Source organism: Helicobacter pylori, from assembly GCF_003638305.1.
GTDB lineage: Bacteria > Campylobacterota > Campylobacteria > Campylobacterales > Helicobacteraceae > Helicobacter > Helicobacter pylori_DJ.
On record NZ_MVYP01000003.1, the window covers coordinates 117084 to 133806 of the forward strand.

The 16723-nt window shown below is 38.2% G+C and carries 22 protein-coding genes and 1 tRNA gene; 8 read left to right on the forward strand and 15 right to left on the reverse strand.

What is annotated here, in order from left to right:
- Positions 1 to 13: 13 nt before the first annotated feature.
- From EAL04_RS02295 to EAL04_RS02335, 10 genes are all read right to left on the reverse strand, one after another.
- Complete coding sequence (locus EAL04_RS02295; RefSeq protein ID WP_120973005.1) at positions 14 to 574, reverse strand: hypothetical protein; 561 nt, start codon at positions 572 to 574, stop codon at positions 14 to 16.
- Entirely contained in the window at positions 558 to 896 is a 339-nt protein-coding gene (locus EAL04_RS02300) for a hypothetical protein (protein ID WP_000699885.1), read from the reverse strand. The genes EAL04_RS02295 and EAL04_RS02300 overlap by 17 nt, the downstream gene beginning before the upstream one ends.
- Positions 897 to 1080: 184 nt before the next feature.
- Positions 1081 to 1449 carry a tetratricopeptide repeat protein gene (locus tag EAL04_RS02305; protein WP_483867469.1) on the reverse strand — a complete coding sequence of 123 codons (369 nt, stop codon included), beginning with the start codon at positions 1447 to 1449 and terminating at the stop codon, positions 1081 to 1083.
- Positions 1416 to 1544, reverse strand: a complete 129-nt coding sequence (locus EAL04_RS08315) for a tetratricopeptide repeat protein (protein ID WP_483867470.1) — start codon at positions 1542 to 1544, stop codon at positions 1416 to 1418. Before EAL04_RS08315 ends, EAL04_RS02305 begins: the two co-directional genes overlap by 34 nt.
- A gap of 279 nt (positions 1545 to 1823) precedes the next feature.
- Positions 1824 to 2228 (reverse strand): Holliday junction resolvase RuvX, encoded by a 405-nt coding sequence (gene ruvX / locus EAL04_RS02310; protein WP_120973007.1) that lies wholly within the window; start codon positions 2226 to 2228, stop codon positions 1824 to 1826.
- A complete protein-coding gene (dprA, locus tag EAL04_RS02315) occupies positions 2225 to 3025 on the reverse strand; it encodes a DNA-processing protein DprA (RefSeq protein ID WP_162982457.1) in 801 nt (266 codons plus the stop codon). The genes ruvX and dprA overlap by 4 nt, the downstream gene beginning before the upstream one ends.
- A gap of 11 nt (positions 3026 to 3036) precedes the next feature.
- Positions 3037 to 3270, reverse strand: a complete 234-nt coding sequence (minE, locus tag EAL04_RS02320) for a cell division topological specificity factor MinE (protein WP_000051414.1) — start codon at positions 3268 to 3270, stop codon at positions 3037 to 3039.
- Positions 3267 to 4073, reverse strand: a complete 807-nt coding sequence (minD, locus tag EAL04_RS02325; protein WP_097556870.1) for a septum site-determining protein MinD — start codon at positions 4071 to 4073, stop codon at positions 3267 to 3269. The genes minE and minD overlap by 4 nt, the downstream gene beginning before the upstream one ends.
- Before the next feature lie 23 nt (positions 4074 to 4096).
- Entirely contained in the window at positions 4097 to 5089 is a 993-nt protein-coding gene (ilvC, locus tag EAL04_RS02330; RefSeq protein ID WP_120973011.1) for a ketol-acid reductoisomerase, read from the reverse strand.
- An 87-nt stretch (positions 5090 to 5176) separates the two neighbouring features.
- Positions 5177 to 5253 (reverse strand) — tRNA-Arg (locus tag EAL04_RS02335).
- 84 nt (positions 5254 to 5337) lie between these two features.
- On the opposite strand from EAL04_RS02335, the gene EAL04_RS02340 reads away from it, so the two are divergent.
- Together EAL04_RS02340 and EAL04_RS02345 are read left to right on the forward strand one after the other, a co-directional pair.
- The gene (locus EAL04_RS02340; RefSeq protein WP_120973013.1) at positions 5338 to 6120 is read left to right on the forward strand and encodes an NAD+ synthase; all 783 of its coding nucleotides are present in this window, start codon (positions 5338 to 5340) and stop codon (positions 6118 to 6120) included.
- Positions 6117 to 7055, forward strand: coding sequence for a tetraacyldisaccharide 4'-kinase (locus EAL04_RS02345; RefSeq protein ID WP_120973015.1), 939 nt, complete (start codon positions 6117 to 6119; stop codon positions 7053 to 7055). The genes EAL04_RS02340 and EAL04_RS02345 overlap by 4 nt, the downstream gene beginning before the upstream one ends.
- Here the strand turns inward: EAL04_RS02345 and pseH are convergent.
- The 4 genes from pseH to flgH are packed head-to-tail and all read right to left on the reverse strand — an operon-like array spanning position 6988 to position 9816.
- Positions 6988 to 7530, reverse strand: a complete 543-nt coding sequence (gene pseH, locus EAL04_RS02350; protein ID WP_120973017.1) for a UDP-4-amino-4,6-dideoxy-N-acetyl-beta-L-altrosamine N-acetyltransferase — start codon at positions 7528 to 7530, stop codon at positions 6988 to 6990. The genes EAL04_RS02345 and pseH overlap by 68 nt on opposite strands.
- Complete coding sequence (locus EAL04_RS02355; protein ID WP_240454649.1) at positions 7527 to 8399, reverse strand: CMP-N-acetylneuraminic acid synthetase; 873 nt, start codon at positions 8397 to 8399, stop codon at positions 7527 to 7529. The genes pseH and EAL04_RS02355 overlap by 4 nt, the downstream gene beginning before the upstream one ends.
- Positions 8390 to 9079 (reverse strand): pseudaminic acid cytidylyltransferase, encoded by a 690-nt coding sequence (gene pseF / locus EAL04_RS02360; protein ID WP_120973021.1) that lies wholly within the window; start codon positions 9077 to 9079, stop codon positions 8390 to 8392. The genes EAL04_RS02355 and pseF overlap by 10 nt, the downstream gene beginning before the upstream one ends.
- 23 nt (positions 9080 to 9102) lie before the next feature.
- A complete protein-coding gene (gene flgH / locus EAL04_RS02365; RefSeq protein ID WP_001932469.1) occupies positions 9103 to 9816 on the reverse strand; it encodes a flagellar basal body L-ring protein FlgH in 714 nt (237 codons plus the stop codon).
- Positions 9817 to 9945: 129 nt separating this feature from the next.
- Between flgH and EAL04_RS02370 the strand changes: the two genes are divergently transcribed.
- On the forward strand, positions 9946 to 10683 hold the full coding sequence (locus tag EAL04_RS02370) for an outer membrane protein (protein WP_162982462.1): 738 nt from the start codon (positions 9946 to 9948) through the stop codon (positions 10681 to 10683).
- An 8-nt stretch (positions 10684 to 10691) separates the two neighbouring features.
- Here the strand turns inward: EAL04_RS02370 and EAL04_RS02375 are convergent, their stop codons facing one another.
- Entirely contained in the window at positions 10692 to 11234 is a 543-nt protein-coding gene (locus tag EAL04_RS02375) for a phospholipase D-like domain-containing protein (protein ID WP_000482108.1), read from the reverse strand.
- A 142-nt stretch (positions 11235 to 11376) separates the two neighbouring features.
- On the opposite strand from EAL04_RS02375, the gene chePep reads away from it, so the two are divergent.
- The 5 genes from chePep (at position 11377) to EAL04_RS02400 (ending at position 16283) form a co-directional block, all read left to right on the forward strand.
- On the forward strand, positions 11377 to 12909 hold the full coding sequence (gene chePep, locus EAL04_RS02380; protein WP_120973025.1) for a chemotaxis regulatory protein ChePep: 1533 nt from the start codon (positions 11377 to 11379) through the stop codon (positions 12907 to 12909).
- A complete protein-coding gene (gene gmk, locus EAL04_RS02385) occupies positions 12902 to 13522 on the forward strand; it encodes a guanylate kinase (protein ID WP_000551229.1) in 621 nt (206 codons plus the stop codon). Before chePep ends, gmk begins: the two co-directional genes overlap by 8 nt.
- Positions 13523 to 13593: 71 nt before the next feature.
- A complete protein-coding gene (gene tatA, locus EAL04_RS02390; RefSeq protein WP_021172379.1) occupies positions 13594 to 13839 on the forward strand; it encodes a twin-arginine translocase TatA/TatE family subunit in 246 nt (81 codons plus the stop codon).
- A gap of 2 nt (positions 13840 to 13841) precedes the next feature.
- Positions 13842 to 15467: an arginine--tRNA ligase gene (gene argS / locus EAL04_RS02395; RefSeq protein ID WP_120973027.1), complete on the forward strand. Its 1626-nt coding sequence runs from the start codon at positions 13842 to 13844 to the stop codon at positions 15465 to 15467.
- 60 nt (positions 15468 to 15527) lie between these two features.
- A complete protein-coding gene (locus EAL04_RS02400) occupies positions 15528 to 16283 on the forward strand; it encodes a HugZ family heme oxygenase (protein WP_120973029.1) in 756 nt (251 codons plus the stop codon).
- The last annotated feature ends 440 nt before the right edge of the window (positions 16284 to 16723 follow it).

Sequence of the window (16723 nt, forward strand, 5' to 3'; positions counted from 1 at the left end):
CTATATGCTTTTTTTAATCCCCCTTATCCTTTCTAGCTTTCAATTCCTCTTGTTTTTTAAGAATCATTTCTTCAGTAATACTAGAAAGCTTGTCTTTATGGTTTTCATCATTAGAATCTTCTTTATGGCGGGACTCTTCTTGTTTTTTTGAAATGATTTCTTCAGCGATGCTAGAGAGTTTTTCAAAATTTTTGGTGTCTTTGCGATTGGAGCGGTTTTTTAAATTCTCTCTGATTTGCCTTTTTCTTTGAATGAGCGTAAACATTTTTTGGCTGAATTGGTAGCATTTGCGCACACTTATGACAATCACGCCCCACTTGATTAGTAAAGCGATTAAAAGCCAAATGAAAGAGCTAGAAGTGTCCAATAAAAACTGACGCACATCGCTATACACCCAAATATCCACTAAAATAACCAATAGAGTGATGAAAATAGAAAACGCAATGCTTTTAAACCTAAAAAGCCACGCCACTATCACAAACCCTCTCGTGTGCCTATGGGCTAACAGCCAGCGTTCATTCTTTTCGCTAAAAAAATTCATCAAACCAGAAATTACGCTATTTTTCTTGCTCATTCTCGCCCTTTTCCCAAACTTCTTTAAAATGCTTGGTGGTTTTTTCTTGTTTTTCTTTCAATTCTTTAGCGTGGATTTGCTCTAACAACCTTTTTTCTTCGGCTTCAAACATGATTTTTAATTCTTCTTCATTAAAATCGCTCAGTTGCATGTTCTCTTTTATCAAGCGTTTTTCTACGATTTTAACCGCTTGCTCCCTGATTTTTTGAGATTTTTCTTTAAAAAGCGCTCGTTTGGTTTTTTGAAACGCTTCATTAGAATTTTTGTGGATCGTTTGCTTGCAAAAATCTAAAAAATCCTTGACTTGATGCATAATTTTCATGGTTATCCGTTTTTAAAGAGTTTTTAAGACTAATGACCCCTAAAAGGATACCAAAAAAAGATTAAAACTCTCTAGTAAATGTCTTCTTAAAAGAATAGGGGGCATTTTGGCGATACTCTAACCCCCTAAAATAGGGCTTTTGTGGGATAGTTTCTAGGTTAGGCTATCGCATGCTTTTTGTCCCTTATTTTTCTTTGAGTACCTCGCATGCCTTTTGATCTCCTAACTTGCAAGCTTTAGAGATATATTGAGCGGCTTTTGTTAAGTTTTTTTCCACCCCTTGACCATATTCATACAGCAATCCTAAACTACCACACCCCACACTATTATTCAAATCGCACGCTTTAGAATAAAATTGAGCGGCTTTTTTTGAGTCCTGTTTCACCCCTTCCCCATTTTGATATAGACTTCCTAAAACACCACACCCCCCACCATTATTCAAATCGCATGCTTTAGAGTAAAATTGAGCGGCTTTTGTTAAGTTTTTTTCTACTCCTTGACCATATTCATACAGCATTCCTAAACTACCACACCCCACACATTCAAAGTGCATGCTTTCTCAAAATATTTTCTAGCTTTAGAAAAATCTTGCTTGTCATAACTCAGCATACCCAAATTAAAAAGCTCTTCAGGGTTTGGCTCTGCCATTAACCCCCCCCCCCCAATAAACCCAAGCATAAAACCCTAAAAATCGCTTTTTTGAAATTTTCTAGCATGACGCTTCTCCCTTTATTAAAAAATTCAGACTTTATTATAATCAAATATTGATGACTAAAACCTTTTAATTTTCATAAATGGGGTTTTAGTTGTTTTGTTTTACAATAAAAATCATAAGGAGATAGGAATATTTTGCGTTTAATCCCCCTAACCCAAAAAGAGCGCTTGTAAAAAATACCTTTGAGTATTTTTTATATTAGAACTTTATCCCTAATGATTTTTTAAAACCTTTTGGCAATAGCGCTCTAAAATCCTACAAGCGCTCAAAGAGTCTAGCCGGCCGTCTTTGGTAGCGAGCCGCTTGTTTTTCTTACCCAAATGCTCTAAATTTTCATAAGCTTCTATGCTGGAGCTGTCTTCGTTAATAAAAACGATTTCGCCCTTAAAATCTACAAGCTTGATAAAATGCTCAATGCGGGCGTGGGTATCTGCATAGCTTTCATGGGGCTTGCCCACCACTAGCACCTGAATGCTTTTTTCCCTCAACAAATCGCTCAAATCCCTAGAGGCCTGATTCCTGTTGTGGCGTAAAATCGCTTCTAAAGGCAAGATAACGCCGTTTAAAAGCATAGCGATACCAATGCGTTTTAACCCCACATCGCATGCCAAAATCATGCTAACACCACGAGATGATTGATGCGCTTGATCTTACCCAACAGCTCGTATTCTAAAAGCTTATCCCCAAATTTGAGATACGCTTCTTCATAGCTCGGGTTTTTCGCACAATATTCTAAAAATTCATCTTTCATTTCAGGCATTTCTTTTAAATGATAATCTTTTAAAAGGGTATTTATAAAATTTTGAATATTAAATATCCCTTGAGCCTGCCCTTTTTCTAAAAGCTCATTAGTGCCGTCGCTCTCATTCAGGCGTTGGGGTAAAACAAACAAGGGTTTTTGGTATTTCTGGGCTAATCTCGCGCTGCTCATAGAGCCGCTTTGTAAATCCGCTTGGGGGATAATCACCGCATCGCTTAAAGCGATCACCAGGCGGTTTCTCGCTAAAAAAGAGCCTTTAACGGGCATGAAGTCCTTTTCATATTCGCTTAAAATCAGGCCGTTTTGCGCGATTTCTTGGATCACTTTATGGTTGTTCGTAGGATAGATCAAATCCAAACTGCAAGGCGAAAGCATGATCGTTTTTGGTAAGGCGTTTTCTTGAGCGATAATATCCACGCCTAACGCTCCCCCGCTCACAATAACCGCGCCATTTTTAGCAAGCTCTCTAGCTAGAGTGATCGTGTGTTGCTTGCTATAAGGGGTGGGTCTTCTTGTGCCTATGATCGCCACTTTTAAAGGCGCATCCAAAAGCTTGGTATCGCCCACACAATAGAGCTTTTTAGGAGGGTCTTTGAGCATGTCAAAGGCTTTAGGGATATTTTCTAGCGTGCTGTATTGGAAATGGCTTTTCATTCGTTGATTCACTATTTAGGTAATATGATCTCTACTTCAATCGTTTCCACGCTCTGGTTGCTGTCAAGGGTTTTGAAATGGATGTCTGAAGATTTAGTGTATTTTTGAATAACGGCAATGATTTCTTTACGCATTTCTTCCATGTAGGGTAAATTTAAGGTGCGCTCTTTAGCTAAAATCAATTTCAATCGGTCTGTTGCGGTAGCCGCGCTCCCCTTGTTTTTAAAAAAATCAAACAAACTCATGAAAATATCCCTTTTAACGCGCTAAAAAAGCCTCTTTTAGCCTTAAATTCCACGTATTCCACTTCTTCGCCTAAAATCCGTCTGGTGATGCGTTGGTAAGCTTTCGCGCTCTCGCAGTCCGTGCGAATCACCGGCTCGCCCTTATTGGTCGCTGAAATAATATGGCTGTCTTCAGGAATGATCCCAATTAAAGGCAAGCACAAAATCTTAAGCACTTCTTCTATGGGAATCATCTCGCCATTTGCCACTAACTCAGGTTTTAAGCGATTGATTATCAAATGCTTATGCACTTCTTCGCCCCTTTTAGCCCGATTAGACTTTGCGTCAATAATGCCAATCACTCTGTCGCTATCCCTTAAGGAACTCACTTCCGGCGTTACCACCACTAACGCCATGTCCGCATGCAAAATCGCATGCTCAAAACCGCTTTCAATCCCAGCCGGTGAGTCAATCAAAATATAGTCAAAATCCGCCCTTAAAGCGTTGATTAAAATCGCTACTTTTTCCTTATCTAAAATATTTTTATCCTTACTTTGTGAGGCCGCTAAAAAAGAAAGGTTTTTCGTCTTTTTATCCGTGATTAAAGCCTGCGAAAGGTTGCAATTTTTTTCCATCACATCCACCACATCATAAACAATGCGATTTTCTAAGCCTAAAATCATATCCAAGTTCCTAAGGCCTATGTCAAAATCAACCGCTACGACTTTTTTACCGCTCTCAGCCAAGCCAATCGCTAAATTAGCCGTGGTGGTGCTTTTACCCACGCCCCCCTTGCCTGAAGTGATAGTAACTACTATTGCCATATGATTCCTTTTAATTTAATGATTTATTTTTTATGATTGAATGGGGCTCGTAAAATTTCCCCAATTTGTTCTATTTTAGTCTCTTTAAGGGCTTTCCTTTCTGTGTTTAACCTGGGGTAATTCAAGCTCTTTTCCAGTAAAAAATCCTTAGCGAATGCGCCGTTTTGAATCTTTTTTAAGATTTTTTGCATGCGTTTTTCTAACAGACTTCCCATAGGCTCTCTAGCTTTAATCGCCCCAAATTCAGCGGTGTTAGAAATGTGTTTCCTTAAGCCCTCTACCCCCTTATAATGCAATAAATCCGCCACTAATTTCACTTCATGCACGCATTCAAAATAGGCTAATTCTTCAGGGTATCCTGCCTTGAGTAAAGTTTCAAACCCCATTCTTACGATCGCTTCTAACCCCCCGCACAAAACCGCTTGCTCGCCGAATAAATCGCTCTCGCATTCTTCTTTAAAGCTCGTTTCTAAAACCCCCATTCTCCCCCCACCCATCGCTTTGGCGTAGCTTAAAGCCACCGCTTTAGCGTTATTTTTTGAACTTTCTTGCTCTATGGCGATTAAATGGTATAAGCCCTTATTTTTAAGGTATTCTTCTCTTAAAGCGCTCCCGGGTCCTTTTGGCGCGACTAAAATCGCGCCCACGCCTTTTGGAATAATGACTTGATTGAAATGCACGCTAAAACCATGAGCAAAGCCCACAATCTGCCCCTCTTTTAAAAAAGGGATCACTTCTTTTTCTAACACTTCTTTATGCAATTCATCCGGAAGTAACGCCATGATCACATCCGATTGTTGGACTAATTCCTTGACTTCTAGCACCTCAAAGCCCTCTGCTTTTGCTTTTGAAGCGCTCAAACTCCCTTGATACAAGCCAATACGCACCTTTACTTTAGAGTCCCTCAAATTGAGCGCTTGGGCTTCTCCTTGCGCACCATAGCCAATAACGCCCACTTGTAAGGATTGGATAACGCCTAAATCAATGTCTTTATCATAATAAACGGGTAATGCCAAAATCAAATCTCCTAGCGTGTTTAAGCAAGTATTTATTTTACCATAATGGGAGCGATAATGTTTAAAAACATGCAGAATGTTAAGAAATGGTGTGCTCGGAGGGATTCAAACCCCCGACCTACAGGACCGCAACCTGTTGCTCTATTCAGCTGAGCTACGAGCACTTTTAAAGAAGTGAAACAAGGATTATAGCAATAAAAGCTAATTTTTCACTTAAACGATGCGTTTTTTCTATTATAATTTAAGGCATGCAAAAAGATTACCAAAAACTCATCGCTTATCTATGCGATTTTTTAGAAAAAGAAGTTCAAAAAAAAGGCTTTAAAAAAGTCGTTTACGGGCTGAGTGGGGGGCTAGATAGCGCGGTCGTTGGGGTGCTGTGTCAAAAGGTTTTTAAAGAAAACGCCCATGCCCTTTTAATGCCCTCTTCAGTCTCTATGCCAGAAAATAAAACAGACGCTTTAGATTTGTGCGAAACATTTTCTATCCCTTATACAGAATATTCTATCGCTCCCTATGATAAAATCTTTGACTCTCATTTTAAAGATGCGAGCCTTACTAGGAAAGGGAATTTTTGCGCAAGATTACGCATGGCTTTTTTATACGATTATTCTTTAAAAAGCGATTCTTTAGTCATTGGCACGAGCAATAAAAGCGAAAGGATGCTAGGCTATGGCACTTTATTTGGGGATTTGGCGTGCGCGATTAACCCGATTGGGGAATTATTTAAAACCGAAGTTTATGAACTCGCTTATTATTTAAATATCCCTAAAAAGATTTTAAATAAGCCCCCTAGCGCGGATTTATTTGTAGGGCAAAGCGATGAAAAGGATTTAGGCTATCCTTATAGCGTGATTGATCCTTTATTGAAGGATATTGAAGCGTTGTTCCAAACAAAGCCCATCCATTTAGAAACGCTCACCCAACTAGGCCATGATGAAATTTTAGTGAAAAACATCATAAGCCGTATCCAAAAAAACGCCTTTAAATTGGAATTACCCACCATCGCCAAACGATTTAACCCTGAATGAAAAGCGATAAACCCTTTTTAGAGCGCTATTTTTATGACCCAACTCTTTTGCAAAAGGGGTTGATTTTTGCGCTCTATCCTTTTTCTTTAATCTATCAAGGCATCGCCACCCTTAAACGAAAAACCGCTAAAAAGCATGATTTTAAAATCCCCATTATCAGCATAGGTAATTTGATCGCTGGGGGAAGCGGTAAAACGCCCTTTATTTTAGAGATTGCTCCAAGATACCAAGAAGTGGCGGTTGTCTCTAGGGGGTATCAACGGGATTCTAAAGGCTTAGTGGTGGTGAGCGTTAAGGGAAATATTTTAGTTCCTCAAAAAACAGCGGGCGATGAAGCCTATCTTTTAGCTTTAAATTTAAAACAAGCGAGCGTGATTGTGAGCGAAAAAAGAGAGCTAGGCGTTTTAAAAGCCCTTGAATTAGGGGCAAAGATTGTGTTTTTAGATGATGGTTTTAGGTTTAATTTCAACCAATTCAATTTGCTTTTAAAGCCTAAAATCCCCCCCTACTACCCTTTTTGTTTGCCTAGCGGGTTGTATAGAGAAAGTATTGAAAGCTACAAAGAAGCCCATTTAGTCGTTACAGAAGATAAGGATTATAAAAGAATCATCTCTATCACTAACCCCACCAAACGCATGCTTTTAGTAACGGCTATCGCTAATCCCAGCAGACTTGATGCGTTTTTACCCAAAGAAGTGGTTAAAAAATTGTATTTTAGAGACCATGCCCCTTTTGATTTGGAACTTTTAGAAAAAGAGTTTTATCAAAATAGTGCCACTTCCTTATTGGTTACTTCAAAAGATCTCGTCAAATTACAAGATTGTAATTTGCCTTTAAGCGTATTGGATTTAAAACTAGAAATTTGCCCTAAAGTTTTAGAAGAGATTGATCGTTATATCCTTTCTTATCCTTATAATACAAAAGAACATCTATAAACTCCTTATCTTTAGAGATAAAGCCTTTCAAACGCCCCTCTAACTCATAATGGTTTTTTTCATAAAAAGCGATCGCTTTGAAATTGTTTTCCATCACTTCTAAGTGTAAAGAATTTAATTGGAACTCTTCAAAAGCGATGCGTTCTAAAGCTTTTAAAATCGTTTCTCCCTTATTTTTCAAAAAAGGGTTTTTATAAATCCCCAAATACCCATGCTTATGAAAAAAATTGATTTTAGTGATAGAGCCAACCCCTAAATAAACGCCCTCTTCTTTAAACAAAAAATAGCGGTGGCTAGGCGAATTTTTGAGATCTTCTATGAATTGCAAATGCGTTTTTAAAGAAATAAAAGCGCTATACATCCATAAGGCAGTGTTTGGGTGGTTACGAAATTCTAAAACCAACAGCTTTTCTCCATCGTTTAACTGGGTAAAATCAATCGCTTGGATATTTTTATAAGAATAATTTTTTTTCAAATTTCTAAAAACTCCCTTAATGCGCCCTCTAATTCACACCCAAAGGCTAGGTTTTTTGCCCAAGCTTGATTTTTTTGAATTTGTAAATTTTCAAAATCTTTAGCTAGAGTTTTTAAACTCGTTTGTTTGAAAATGCCCAAGCTTTCAAATTCCTTGCTTTGAAGGATCTGATTAGAAGCAATGGGAAGGATAAGAGAGGGCGTTTTAGAAAGGGCCAATTCATAGAGGGTTTGACCCGCAGCGCTAATAGCCCAAGCGCAAGATTTCATCAAAGAACTGAACTCTAAGGGGTTTAAAGGGCTGTAATAATGCGTGTTTTTGGGAGGATTTTTAGGCGTATAAGGTGAAATGATATGCAAATTCACATTCTTATTTTCTAAAATTTTGACTATCTCTTTGAGAGTTTTTTGCTCGCTCCCTCCTAGAGTGATTAGCACTTCTTTGTTTTCTGTATTGATAGGGCGCTCATAAATAAAACGAGCATCAACAGGGTAAAACCCCACCCCCAAATAATACTGATAATCTTTTGATAAAAGATGGTAGTGCTTTAAGGCGTTCAGCGTGAAATTCATGATCTTAGTATTTTTAGGGTAAAACCCCTTAGCATGCTCTTTATCTTCTATCACCATTAGGCTTTTAGCTTTTTCTTTTAAAAGATAAAAATCCTTTGAATTCAAACAATAGCTGTCTGCAATCAACAAATCATCATTGCCAACGCCCTCTAAAAAAGCGCTTATATTATCTTGCTTATGTAAATAAAGGCTCGCTTCAACCCCTAATTTTTCTATAAAAGAAAGGATTTTTTCACAACGTCTCACATGCCCTAAACCGCTTGTTACAAACGCATCGCACAAAATTTTTACTGGCATGCGTTTTTCAAACGGCTGTATTTGAGCTTGGCTAATTCTAAATCTTCTAAAGTGTCAATGTCTTGGACTTCTAGGGGCGATAATTCTAAAGCGATGGAATTTGGGCTAAAAATAGGCCGCATTTCTTTGAAGGCTTGAGCCTTCCCCATATAAAGCAATCCTGCGTCATGATAGAGCGTTTTTAAATCTTGCGTGCGCGTGTTTGAATGCTCTTTAAAAGCCATTTGAACGCCGTTTTCAAGGCTAAAAGAACGATAGGGCGAAGCGCTAAATGGAGAGCATGTGAAAACATAATCCGTATTTTGATTTTGTTTTAAAGTTTCACAAGCGTTTTTTAAATGCTTTTCTCGTAAAAATACTGAAGTGCCATACAAGCAACACGCAATATCTTCATCTTTTAATTCTAATTCTTTCATGTAATAGGCCATCACCTCTAAAGTCGTGGCCCTGTCGTCCGCTAAATTTTTAGGGCGTAAATTCAAAAAACTCGCCCCATAATTTTTAGCTAAATTCACATACTCCATGCTATCGCTAGAGATAAACACCTTTTCAAAGAGCTTGGAATTTAGCGCCGCTTCAATAGGGTAAGCGAGCATGGGTTTATTGAAAAAATCAATCATATTTTTATTCTTAATCCTTTTACTGGAACTTCTGGCTAAAACAACAGCGATCGCTCTCATGCTAGGCTTTCAAACGCTCTTTATTAATAAGGCATTTGGGTTTCCATCGCATCAGCGGCGAATTTCTTTTTATTGGAATCGCTCAAATGCCCTAAATTCGTGTATTCAATCTTAGCGTCAGCTAAAAACTTGGATTGGATGGTGTTATTCCTTTCAATATCATAAGGGCGGATCACCCCGCTCACCTTAAGGATTTGCTTTTCCCCATCCACTAGCACTTCCTTATTCCCATAGATGAAATAATTCCCGTTTTCTAGCACTTTAATGATTCGAGCGCTCAATACGATCTCTAAATCTTCGCTCTTTTTTTGCGAGCCACCGCCTTTAAAATTCGTGTTATTGCTGGATTTGGTGAAATTGTAATTATTCTTATCGTCTAAATATTCCGCTTCTTTTTTCTTTCTTTCATCTAGCCCGTTATAAGTGAGCCTTGGGGGCGTGGAATTACCCCCTGAAGCGCTTTTATAATCTTTAGAGCTAGAATAATTCGCGCTCGCTTTTTCAGAGACAATGATTGTGATCAAATCGTTAGGCTTCATCGCCCTCCTGTCCGCAAATAAGGGGCGTTCACCCTGCCCAAACAAACTCCCCAATTTGTTCAATTCAGGGATAAATTCTTTAGAGGGGGTTTCTTCTACATAATTAGGAGGGTTGAAATCAATTTTTGGCTCATTGGCTGATGCCATGCTGAATATAACGCCAAACGCAACAGCCCCTAAATAAAGCGCTTTTTTCATCTACTAGCCTTATTTGAGTTATTTTAAGCCTTGAATTATACTCTCTTATAAAGAATAAATGCTTAATTTTGAGCAAGTTGTTGTAAAATTTAGATCTTTATAATGAAATTTAACTTGCAGGAGATGAAATTGAGAACCTTGTTAAAAATGTTAGTTGGTGCAAGCTTGCTGACACACGCCTTAGTAGCTAAAGAAGAAAGCGCAGCACCTTCTTGGACAAAAAATTTGTATATGGGAGTCAATTACCAAACAGGTTCTATCAATTTAATGACTAATATCCATGAAGTTAGAGAAATTACTAACTATCAAACCGGTTACACCAATATCATAACTAGCGTTAATAGCGTTAGAAAGCTCACCAACATGGGATCTAATGGGATTGGATTAGTCATAGGCTATAACCACTTTTTCCATCCGGATAAAATCTTGGGTTTGCGCTATTTTGCTTTTTTAGATTGGCAAGGCTATGGCATGAGATACCCTAAAGGCTATTATGGCGGCAATAACATGATCACTTATGGCGTGGGCGTGGATGCGGTGTGGAATTTCTTCCAAGGGAGTTTCTATCAAGATGATATTAGCGTGGATATTGGCGTTTTTGGGGGGATTGCGATTGCGGGGAATAGCTGGTATATTGGCAGTAAAGGGCAGGAATTGTTAGGCATCACTAACAGCAGAGCGGTTGATAACACCTCTTTTCAATTCCTATTCAACTTTGGCCTCAAGGCTTTATTTGTAGATGAACATGAATTTGAAATCGGGTTTAAATTCCCCACCATTAATAACAAATACTACACCACTGACGCACTCAAGGTTCAAATGCGTAGGGTCTTTGCCTTTTATGTGGGGTATAATTACCACTTCTAAAAGGGCTTTTAAAACCCAACGCAACTCCCTAACATCTTTTGATAGTAACTCTTGGCTTTGAGAATCGTTTCTGTGTCGTCGGTTTTTAAAAGCACTTCGTAATTGTTTTCAAAAGCGTTTTTGCTCCAATTCGCTGAGCCTAAAAACACGATCTTATCATCAATGATCGCTACTTTTTGGTGCATGATGCCGTAATAATTCCCGTTTTTAGCCTTAAGCCCTTTCAATAAGCACACTTTCGTGTTAGGGTATTTGTCTAAATAGCCAATAGTGGATTGCTTGTTATTATGATTGCTTTCATAATCATAAATGATTTGCACCTTAATCCCCCTACTCGCTACGCTTTTAATGGCTCTTGCAATATCTCTGTGCGTGAAACTATAGATAGCGATTTTCACGCTCTCTCTAGCGTTACTAATCCCAGAAACTAAAGCATTCAAAGCCTCTCTTTGCTCATAAGGTAAGACAAATAAGCTGTTTTTAGCTTGCAAAACCCCTAAACAGCCCACTAACACGCCCACGCCAACGATTTTTTTAAACTTGTTGAACATCAAATGATCCTTATTTTAAATTACACTCTATGATAAAAACAACCAACCAAGTGGATTTTTGATTATAATAAAAGATTTAAAAAAAGCGATAAAAACGGATAGGCTTAAAGAAGCGTTTCTTATCAAATAAGGAGTCCCTAAAATGAAAATGATTCTATTCAACCAAAATCCCATGATCACAAAGCTGCTTGAGAGTGTCTCTAAGAAATTGGAATTATCTATAGAAAATTTTAACCACTATCAAGAGCTATCCGCACACCTTAAAAAAGATCCAGAATGGCTTTTGATAGCCGATGATGAATGTTTGGAAAAACTAGACCAAGTGGATTGGCTAGAATTAAAAGAAATCATCTCTCAAAATAAAAACAGCGTGTGCATGTATAAAAAGGGCAATGAAGCGCAGCCCTTTTTAGAGGGCTTTGAGATGAAAATCAAAAAACCTTTTTTACCCACTGAAATGTTGAAAGTCCTTCAAAAAAAGCTTGGTTCTAACGCAAGCGAGCTAGAGCCTAGCCAGAATTTAGACCCAACTCAAGAAGTTTTAGAAACCAATTGGGACGAGTTGGAAAGTTTAGGCGATTTAGAAGCCCTAGCCAAAGAAGAGCCTAACAATGAAGAGCAACTACTCCCCACTTTAAACACACAAGAAGAAGCACAAGAAAAAGAGATTAAAGAAGAAGAAAAACAAGAGGTTAAAGAAACGCCCCAAAAAGAAAAAGAAGAGATTAAAGAAACGCCCCAAGAAGAAGAAAAGCCTAAAGATGATGAAACGCAAGAGGGTGAAACCCCTAAAGATGAAGAAGTTTCTAAAGAGTTGGAAACGCAAGAAAAATTAGAAATCCCTAAAGAAGAAACGCAAGAACAAAAGCCAATCAAAGAAGAAACACAAGAAATTAAAGAGGAAAAACAAGAAGAAACACAAGATTCCCCAAGCGTGCAAGAATTAGAAGCCATGCAAGAATTAGTCAAAGAAATCCAAGAAAACTCTAACGAGGATAAAAAAGAAACGCAAGAAATCGCAGAAACACCGCAAGATAAAGAAATCCAAGAAGTTGTTACCGAAAAAACCCAAGCGCAGGAATTAGAAATTCCTAAAGAAAAAACGCAAGAAAGCGCAGAAGCTCTCCAAGAAACCCAAGCGCACGAGTTAGAAAAACAAGAAAACGCAGAAATTCCACAAGAAAAAGAAACCCAAGAAATCGCAGAAACACCACAAGAATTAGAAATCCCCCAAGCACAAGAAAAAGAAACCCCCAAAGATGAAAACACGCAAGAAAGCGTGCAAAATTTACAAGAAAAAGAAGCCCAAGAAGCCCAAGATGAAACGCCCCAAGAAGACCATTACGAAAGCATTGAAGACATTCCTGAGCCGGTGATGGCTAAAGCGATGGGGGAAGAATTGCCCTTTTTGAATGAAGCCGTTGCAAAAACCCCTAATAATGAGAACGACACAGAAACCCCTAAAGAGAGCGTTACAGAAACCTCCAAGAATGAAAACGCCACAGAAACCCCGCAAGAAAAAGAAGAAAGCGATAAAACTTCCAGCCCCCTAGAATTGCGCTTGAATTTGCAGGACTTATTAAAAAGTCTCAATCAAGAGTCCTTAAAAAGCCTTTTAGAAAACAAAACCTTAAGCATTAAAATCACTTTAGAGGATAAAAAACCTAATGCATAATGATTTTAATTTACTCATCCTTTCAGGCCCTAGCGGAGCGGGTAAAAGCACCCTTACAAAGTATTTGCAAGAAAAAATCCCAAAAACCCATTTTTCCCTTTCCACCACCACGAGGAAACCCAGAGAGGGCGAAGTTGATGGCTTGCATTACAATTTTGTCAGCGAAGAAGAATTCAAACAAGGCATAGAAAAAGGGCAGTTTTTAGAATGGGCGATCGTGCATAACCACTATTATGGCACTTCTAAAATCCCTGTAGAAAAAGCCTTAAAAGAGGGCAAAATCGTCATTTTTGATATTGATGTGCAAGGGCATGAGATCCTTAAAAAGCATTACCCTAACGCATGTTCAGTCTTTATTAGCACCAAAAACCAAGAGATTTTAAAAGAGCGCTTGCTTTTAAGGGGAACAGATTCTAAAGAGACGATAGAAAAACGCTTGATCAACGCTTATAAAGAAATGCAGTGCTTGGAAAGCTTTGATTACCTCATCATCAATGAAGATTTAGAAAAATCCAAAGAAATCATCTTAAGCATCGCAAAAACTTTAGTCCACCGCCTAAAAGCGTTTAATTTTGAAAAAATCTGTAAGGCTTGGAAAAACGAATCCTTATGAAACCTATCAATTATTTTTTAAAAAAGCTATAATTCAAACAAAAACCAACCAATAAGATTAAGGAGTAAAATATGGGCGGATTCACAAGTATATGGCATTGGGTCATTGTTTTATTAGTGATTGTGTTGTTATTTGGGGCTAAAAAGATCCCAGAATTGGCTAAAGGTTTAGGCAGTGGGATTAAGAATTTCAAAAAAGCCGTGAAAGACGATGAAGAAGAGGCTAAAAACGAGCCAAAAACCCTAGACGCTCAAGCAACACAAACCAAAGTGCATGAAACTAGCGAGATTAAAAGCACGCAAAAACAAGAAAGTTAAGCATGCACACTCTCATTAAGGGCGTTTTAGAAGAGATTTTAGAAGCTGAAGTCATTATTGAATACCCTAAAGACAGAGAGCATGGGCATTACGCTACGCCGATCGCCTTTAATCTCGCCAAAGTTTTTAAAAAATCGCCCTTAGTTATCGCTGAAGAATTAGCCCTTAAAATCAGCTCGCACAAAAAAACTCAAGGGTTTTTTGACAGCGTAGTGGCTTGTAAGGGCTATATCAATTTCACGCTTTCTTTAGACTTTTTGGAGCGTTTCACCCAAAAAGCTTTGGAATTGAAAGGAAAATTTGGCTCTCAAGTTAAAAGCGAACATTCTCAAAAAATCTTTTTAGAATTTGTGAGCGCTAACCCCACAGGGCCTTTACACATAGGGCATGCTAGAGGGGCGGTGTTTGGCGATAGTTTGGCTAAAATCGCTCGCTTTTTAGGGCATGAAGTTTTGTGCGAATATTATGTCAATGACATGGGATCTCAAATCCGCTTGTTAGGGCTTTCGGTATGGCTCGCTTACAAAGAACATGTTTTAAAAGAGAGCGTAACTTATCCGGAAGTCTTTTACAAGGGCGAATACATCATTGAAATCGCCAAAAAGGCGAGTAACGATTTAGAGCTAAGCCTTTTTAAAGAAAACGAAGAGATTATCATTGAGGTTTTAAGCGGCTACGCTAAGGATTTAATGCTTTTAGAAATTAAGGATAATTTAGACGCTTTAGGCATTCATTTTGATTCCTATGCGAGCGAAAAAGAAGTTTTTAAACATAAAGATGCGGTGTTTGAACGATTAGAAAAAGCGAACGCCCTTTATGAAAAGGATTCTAAAATTTGGCTCAAATCTTCACTCTACCAAGATGAAAACGATCGGGTGCTGATTAAAGAAGATAAAAATTACACTTATTTAGCCGGCGATATTGTCTATCATGATGAAAAATTTAAGCAAAATTACACCAAATATATCAACATTTGGGGGGCAGACCACCACGGCTATATCGCTAGAGTGAAAGCCAGCCTTGAGTTTTTGGGCTATGATTCCAACAAGCTTGAAGTCTTGCTCGCTCAAATGGTGCGCTTGCTCAAAGATAACGAGCCTTACAAGATGAGTAAAAGAGCGGGTAATTTCATTTTGATTAAAGATGTGATTGATGATGTGGGTAAAGACGCCTTAAGGTTTATTTTTTTGAGCAAACGGCTTGACACTCATTTAGAATTTGATGTCAATGCTTTAAAAAAGCAAGACAGCTCAAACCCCATTTACTATATCCATTACGCTAATTCGCGCATCCACACCATGCTAGAAAAATCCCCCTTTTCTAAAGAAGAGGTTTTGCAAACCCCTTTAAAAAATTTAAACGCTGAGGAAAAATACCTGCTTTTTAGCGCTTTAAGCTTGCCTAAAGCGGTTGAATCTTCTTTTGAAGAATACGGCTTGCAAAAAATGTGCGAATACGCAAAAACCCTTGCTTCAGAATTCCACCGCTTCTATAACGCTGGCAAAATCTTAGACACCCCTAAAGCTAAGGAGCTTTTAAAAATTTGTTTAATGGTGAGCTTGAGTTTGACTAACGCTTTCAAACTTTTAGGCATAGAAATCAAAACCAAAATTTCCGCTAAAGATTAAGCTAATATTTAATTTTTTGTTATAACATTCCCCTTATTTTTTGAAACTAAGGAGAATATTTTGCTTAATCGTATTATAGAACACATGAACGCTCACCATGTAGAAGACATGAAAGGTTTATTGAAAAAATTCGGGCAAGTCCATCATGTTGAAAATGTCGCCTTTAAAAGCGTGGATCCTCAAGGCATTGTGATTGGTTACAACAACAATCAAACTTTAAGGATTGAATTTAACCACGAAGTTAAAGACCCCAAAGACTACAAAAACGCCATCATTGAATTGTGCCAAAGCGTGGAAAAAACCCATGATTTAAAAGGCGTGGAAGAAGAAGTTAAAGCCTTTAAAGGAAGCTTTGATTCTGTTTGTTTAGCGACCTTACACCCTAATGGGCATGTGGTATGCTCTTATGCGCCTTTAATGACAGATGGCAAACAATACTACATTTATGTGAGCGAAGTGGCTGAGCATTTTGCGGGCCTTAAAAACAACCCCCACAATGTGGAAGTGATGTTTTTAGAAGACGAAAGCAAGGCTAAATCAGCTATTTTGAGGAAACGCTTGCGTTATAAAACCAATGCGAGGTTTATTGAAAGAGGGGCAGAGTTTGACAAAGCGTTTGATTCTTTCATTGAAAAAACCGGCGGCGCTGGGGGCATTAAAACCATTCGCGCCATGCAAGATTTCCATTTGATCGCATTGGATTTCAAAGAAGGGCGTTTTGTGAAAGGCTTTGGTCAAGCTTATGATATTTTAGGCGATAAAATCGCTTATGCTGGGGATAAAGGCAACCCGCACAATTTCGCTCACAAAAAATAAGCTTTCTCACTCATAAGGGGCAAACGCCCCAAAAGACCGCTTTTTAAAGAGGTTATGGCAAAATCAAGTTCTTTACTCTTTAACCTTAAAAAATGCTAAAAGCCTTTTTATTAGGCTAACACCAAACAAAAAGCACCACAAAAAGCGCTAAAAAGTAAAAAAATGGCAAAATTTTTCCAAAATGACAAAAAAAAAAAAACGCTTTCATGCTATAATACGCCCATGTTTAATGCATCAAAATACTAATTTTAAAAGGAGAATGTGATGAAAAAAACCCTTTTACTCTCTCTCTCTCTCTCGTTTTTGCTCCACGCTGAAGACGACGGCTTTTACATGAGCGCGGGTTATCAGATCGGTGAAGCCGCTCAAATGGTGAAAAACACCAAAGGCATTCAAGAGCTTTCAGACAATTATGAAAAGCTGAACAATCTTTTGAATAA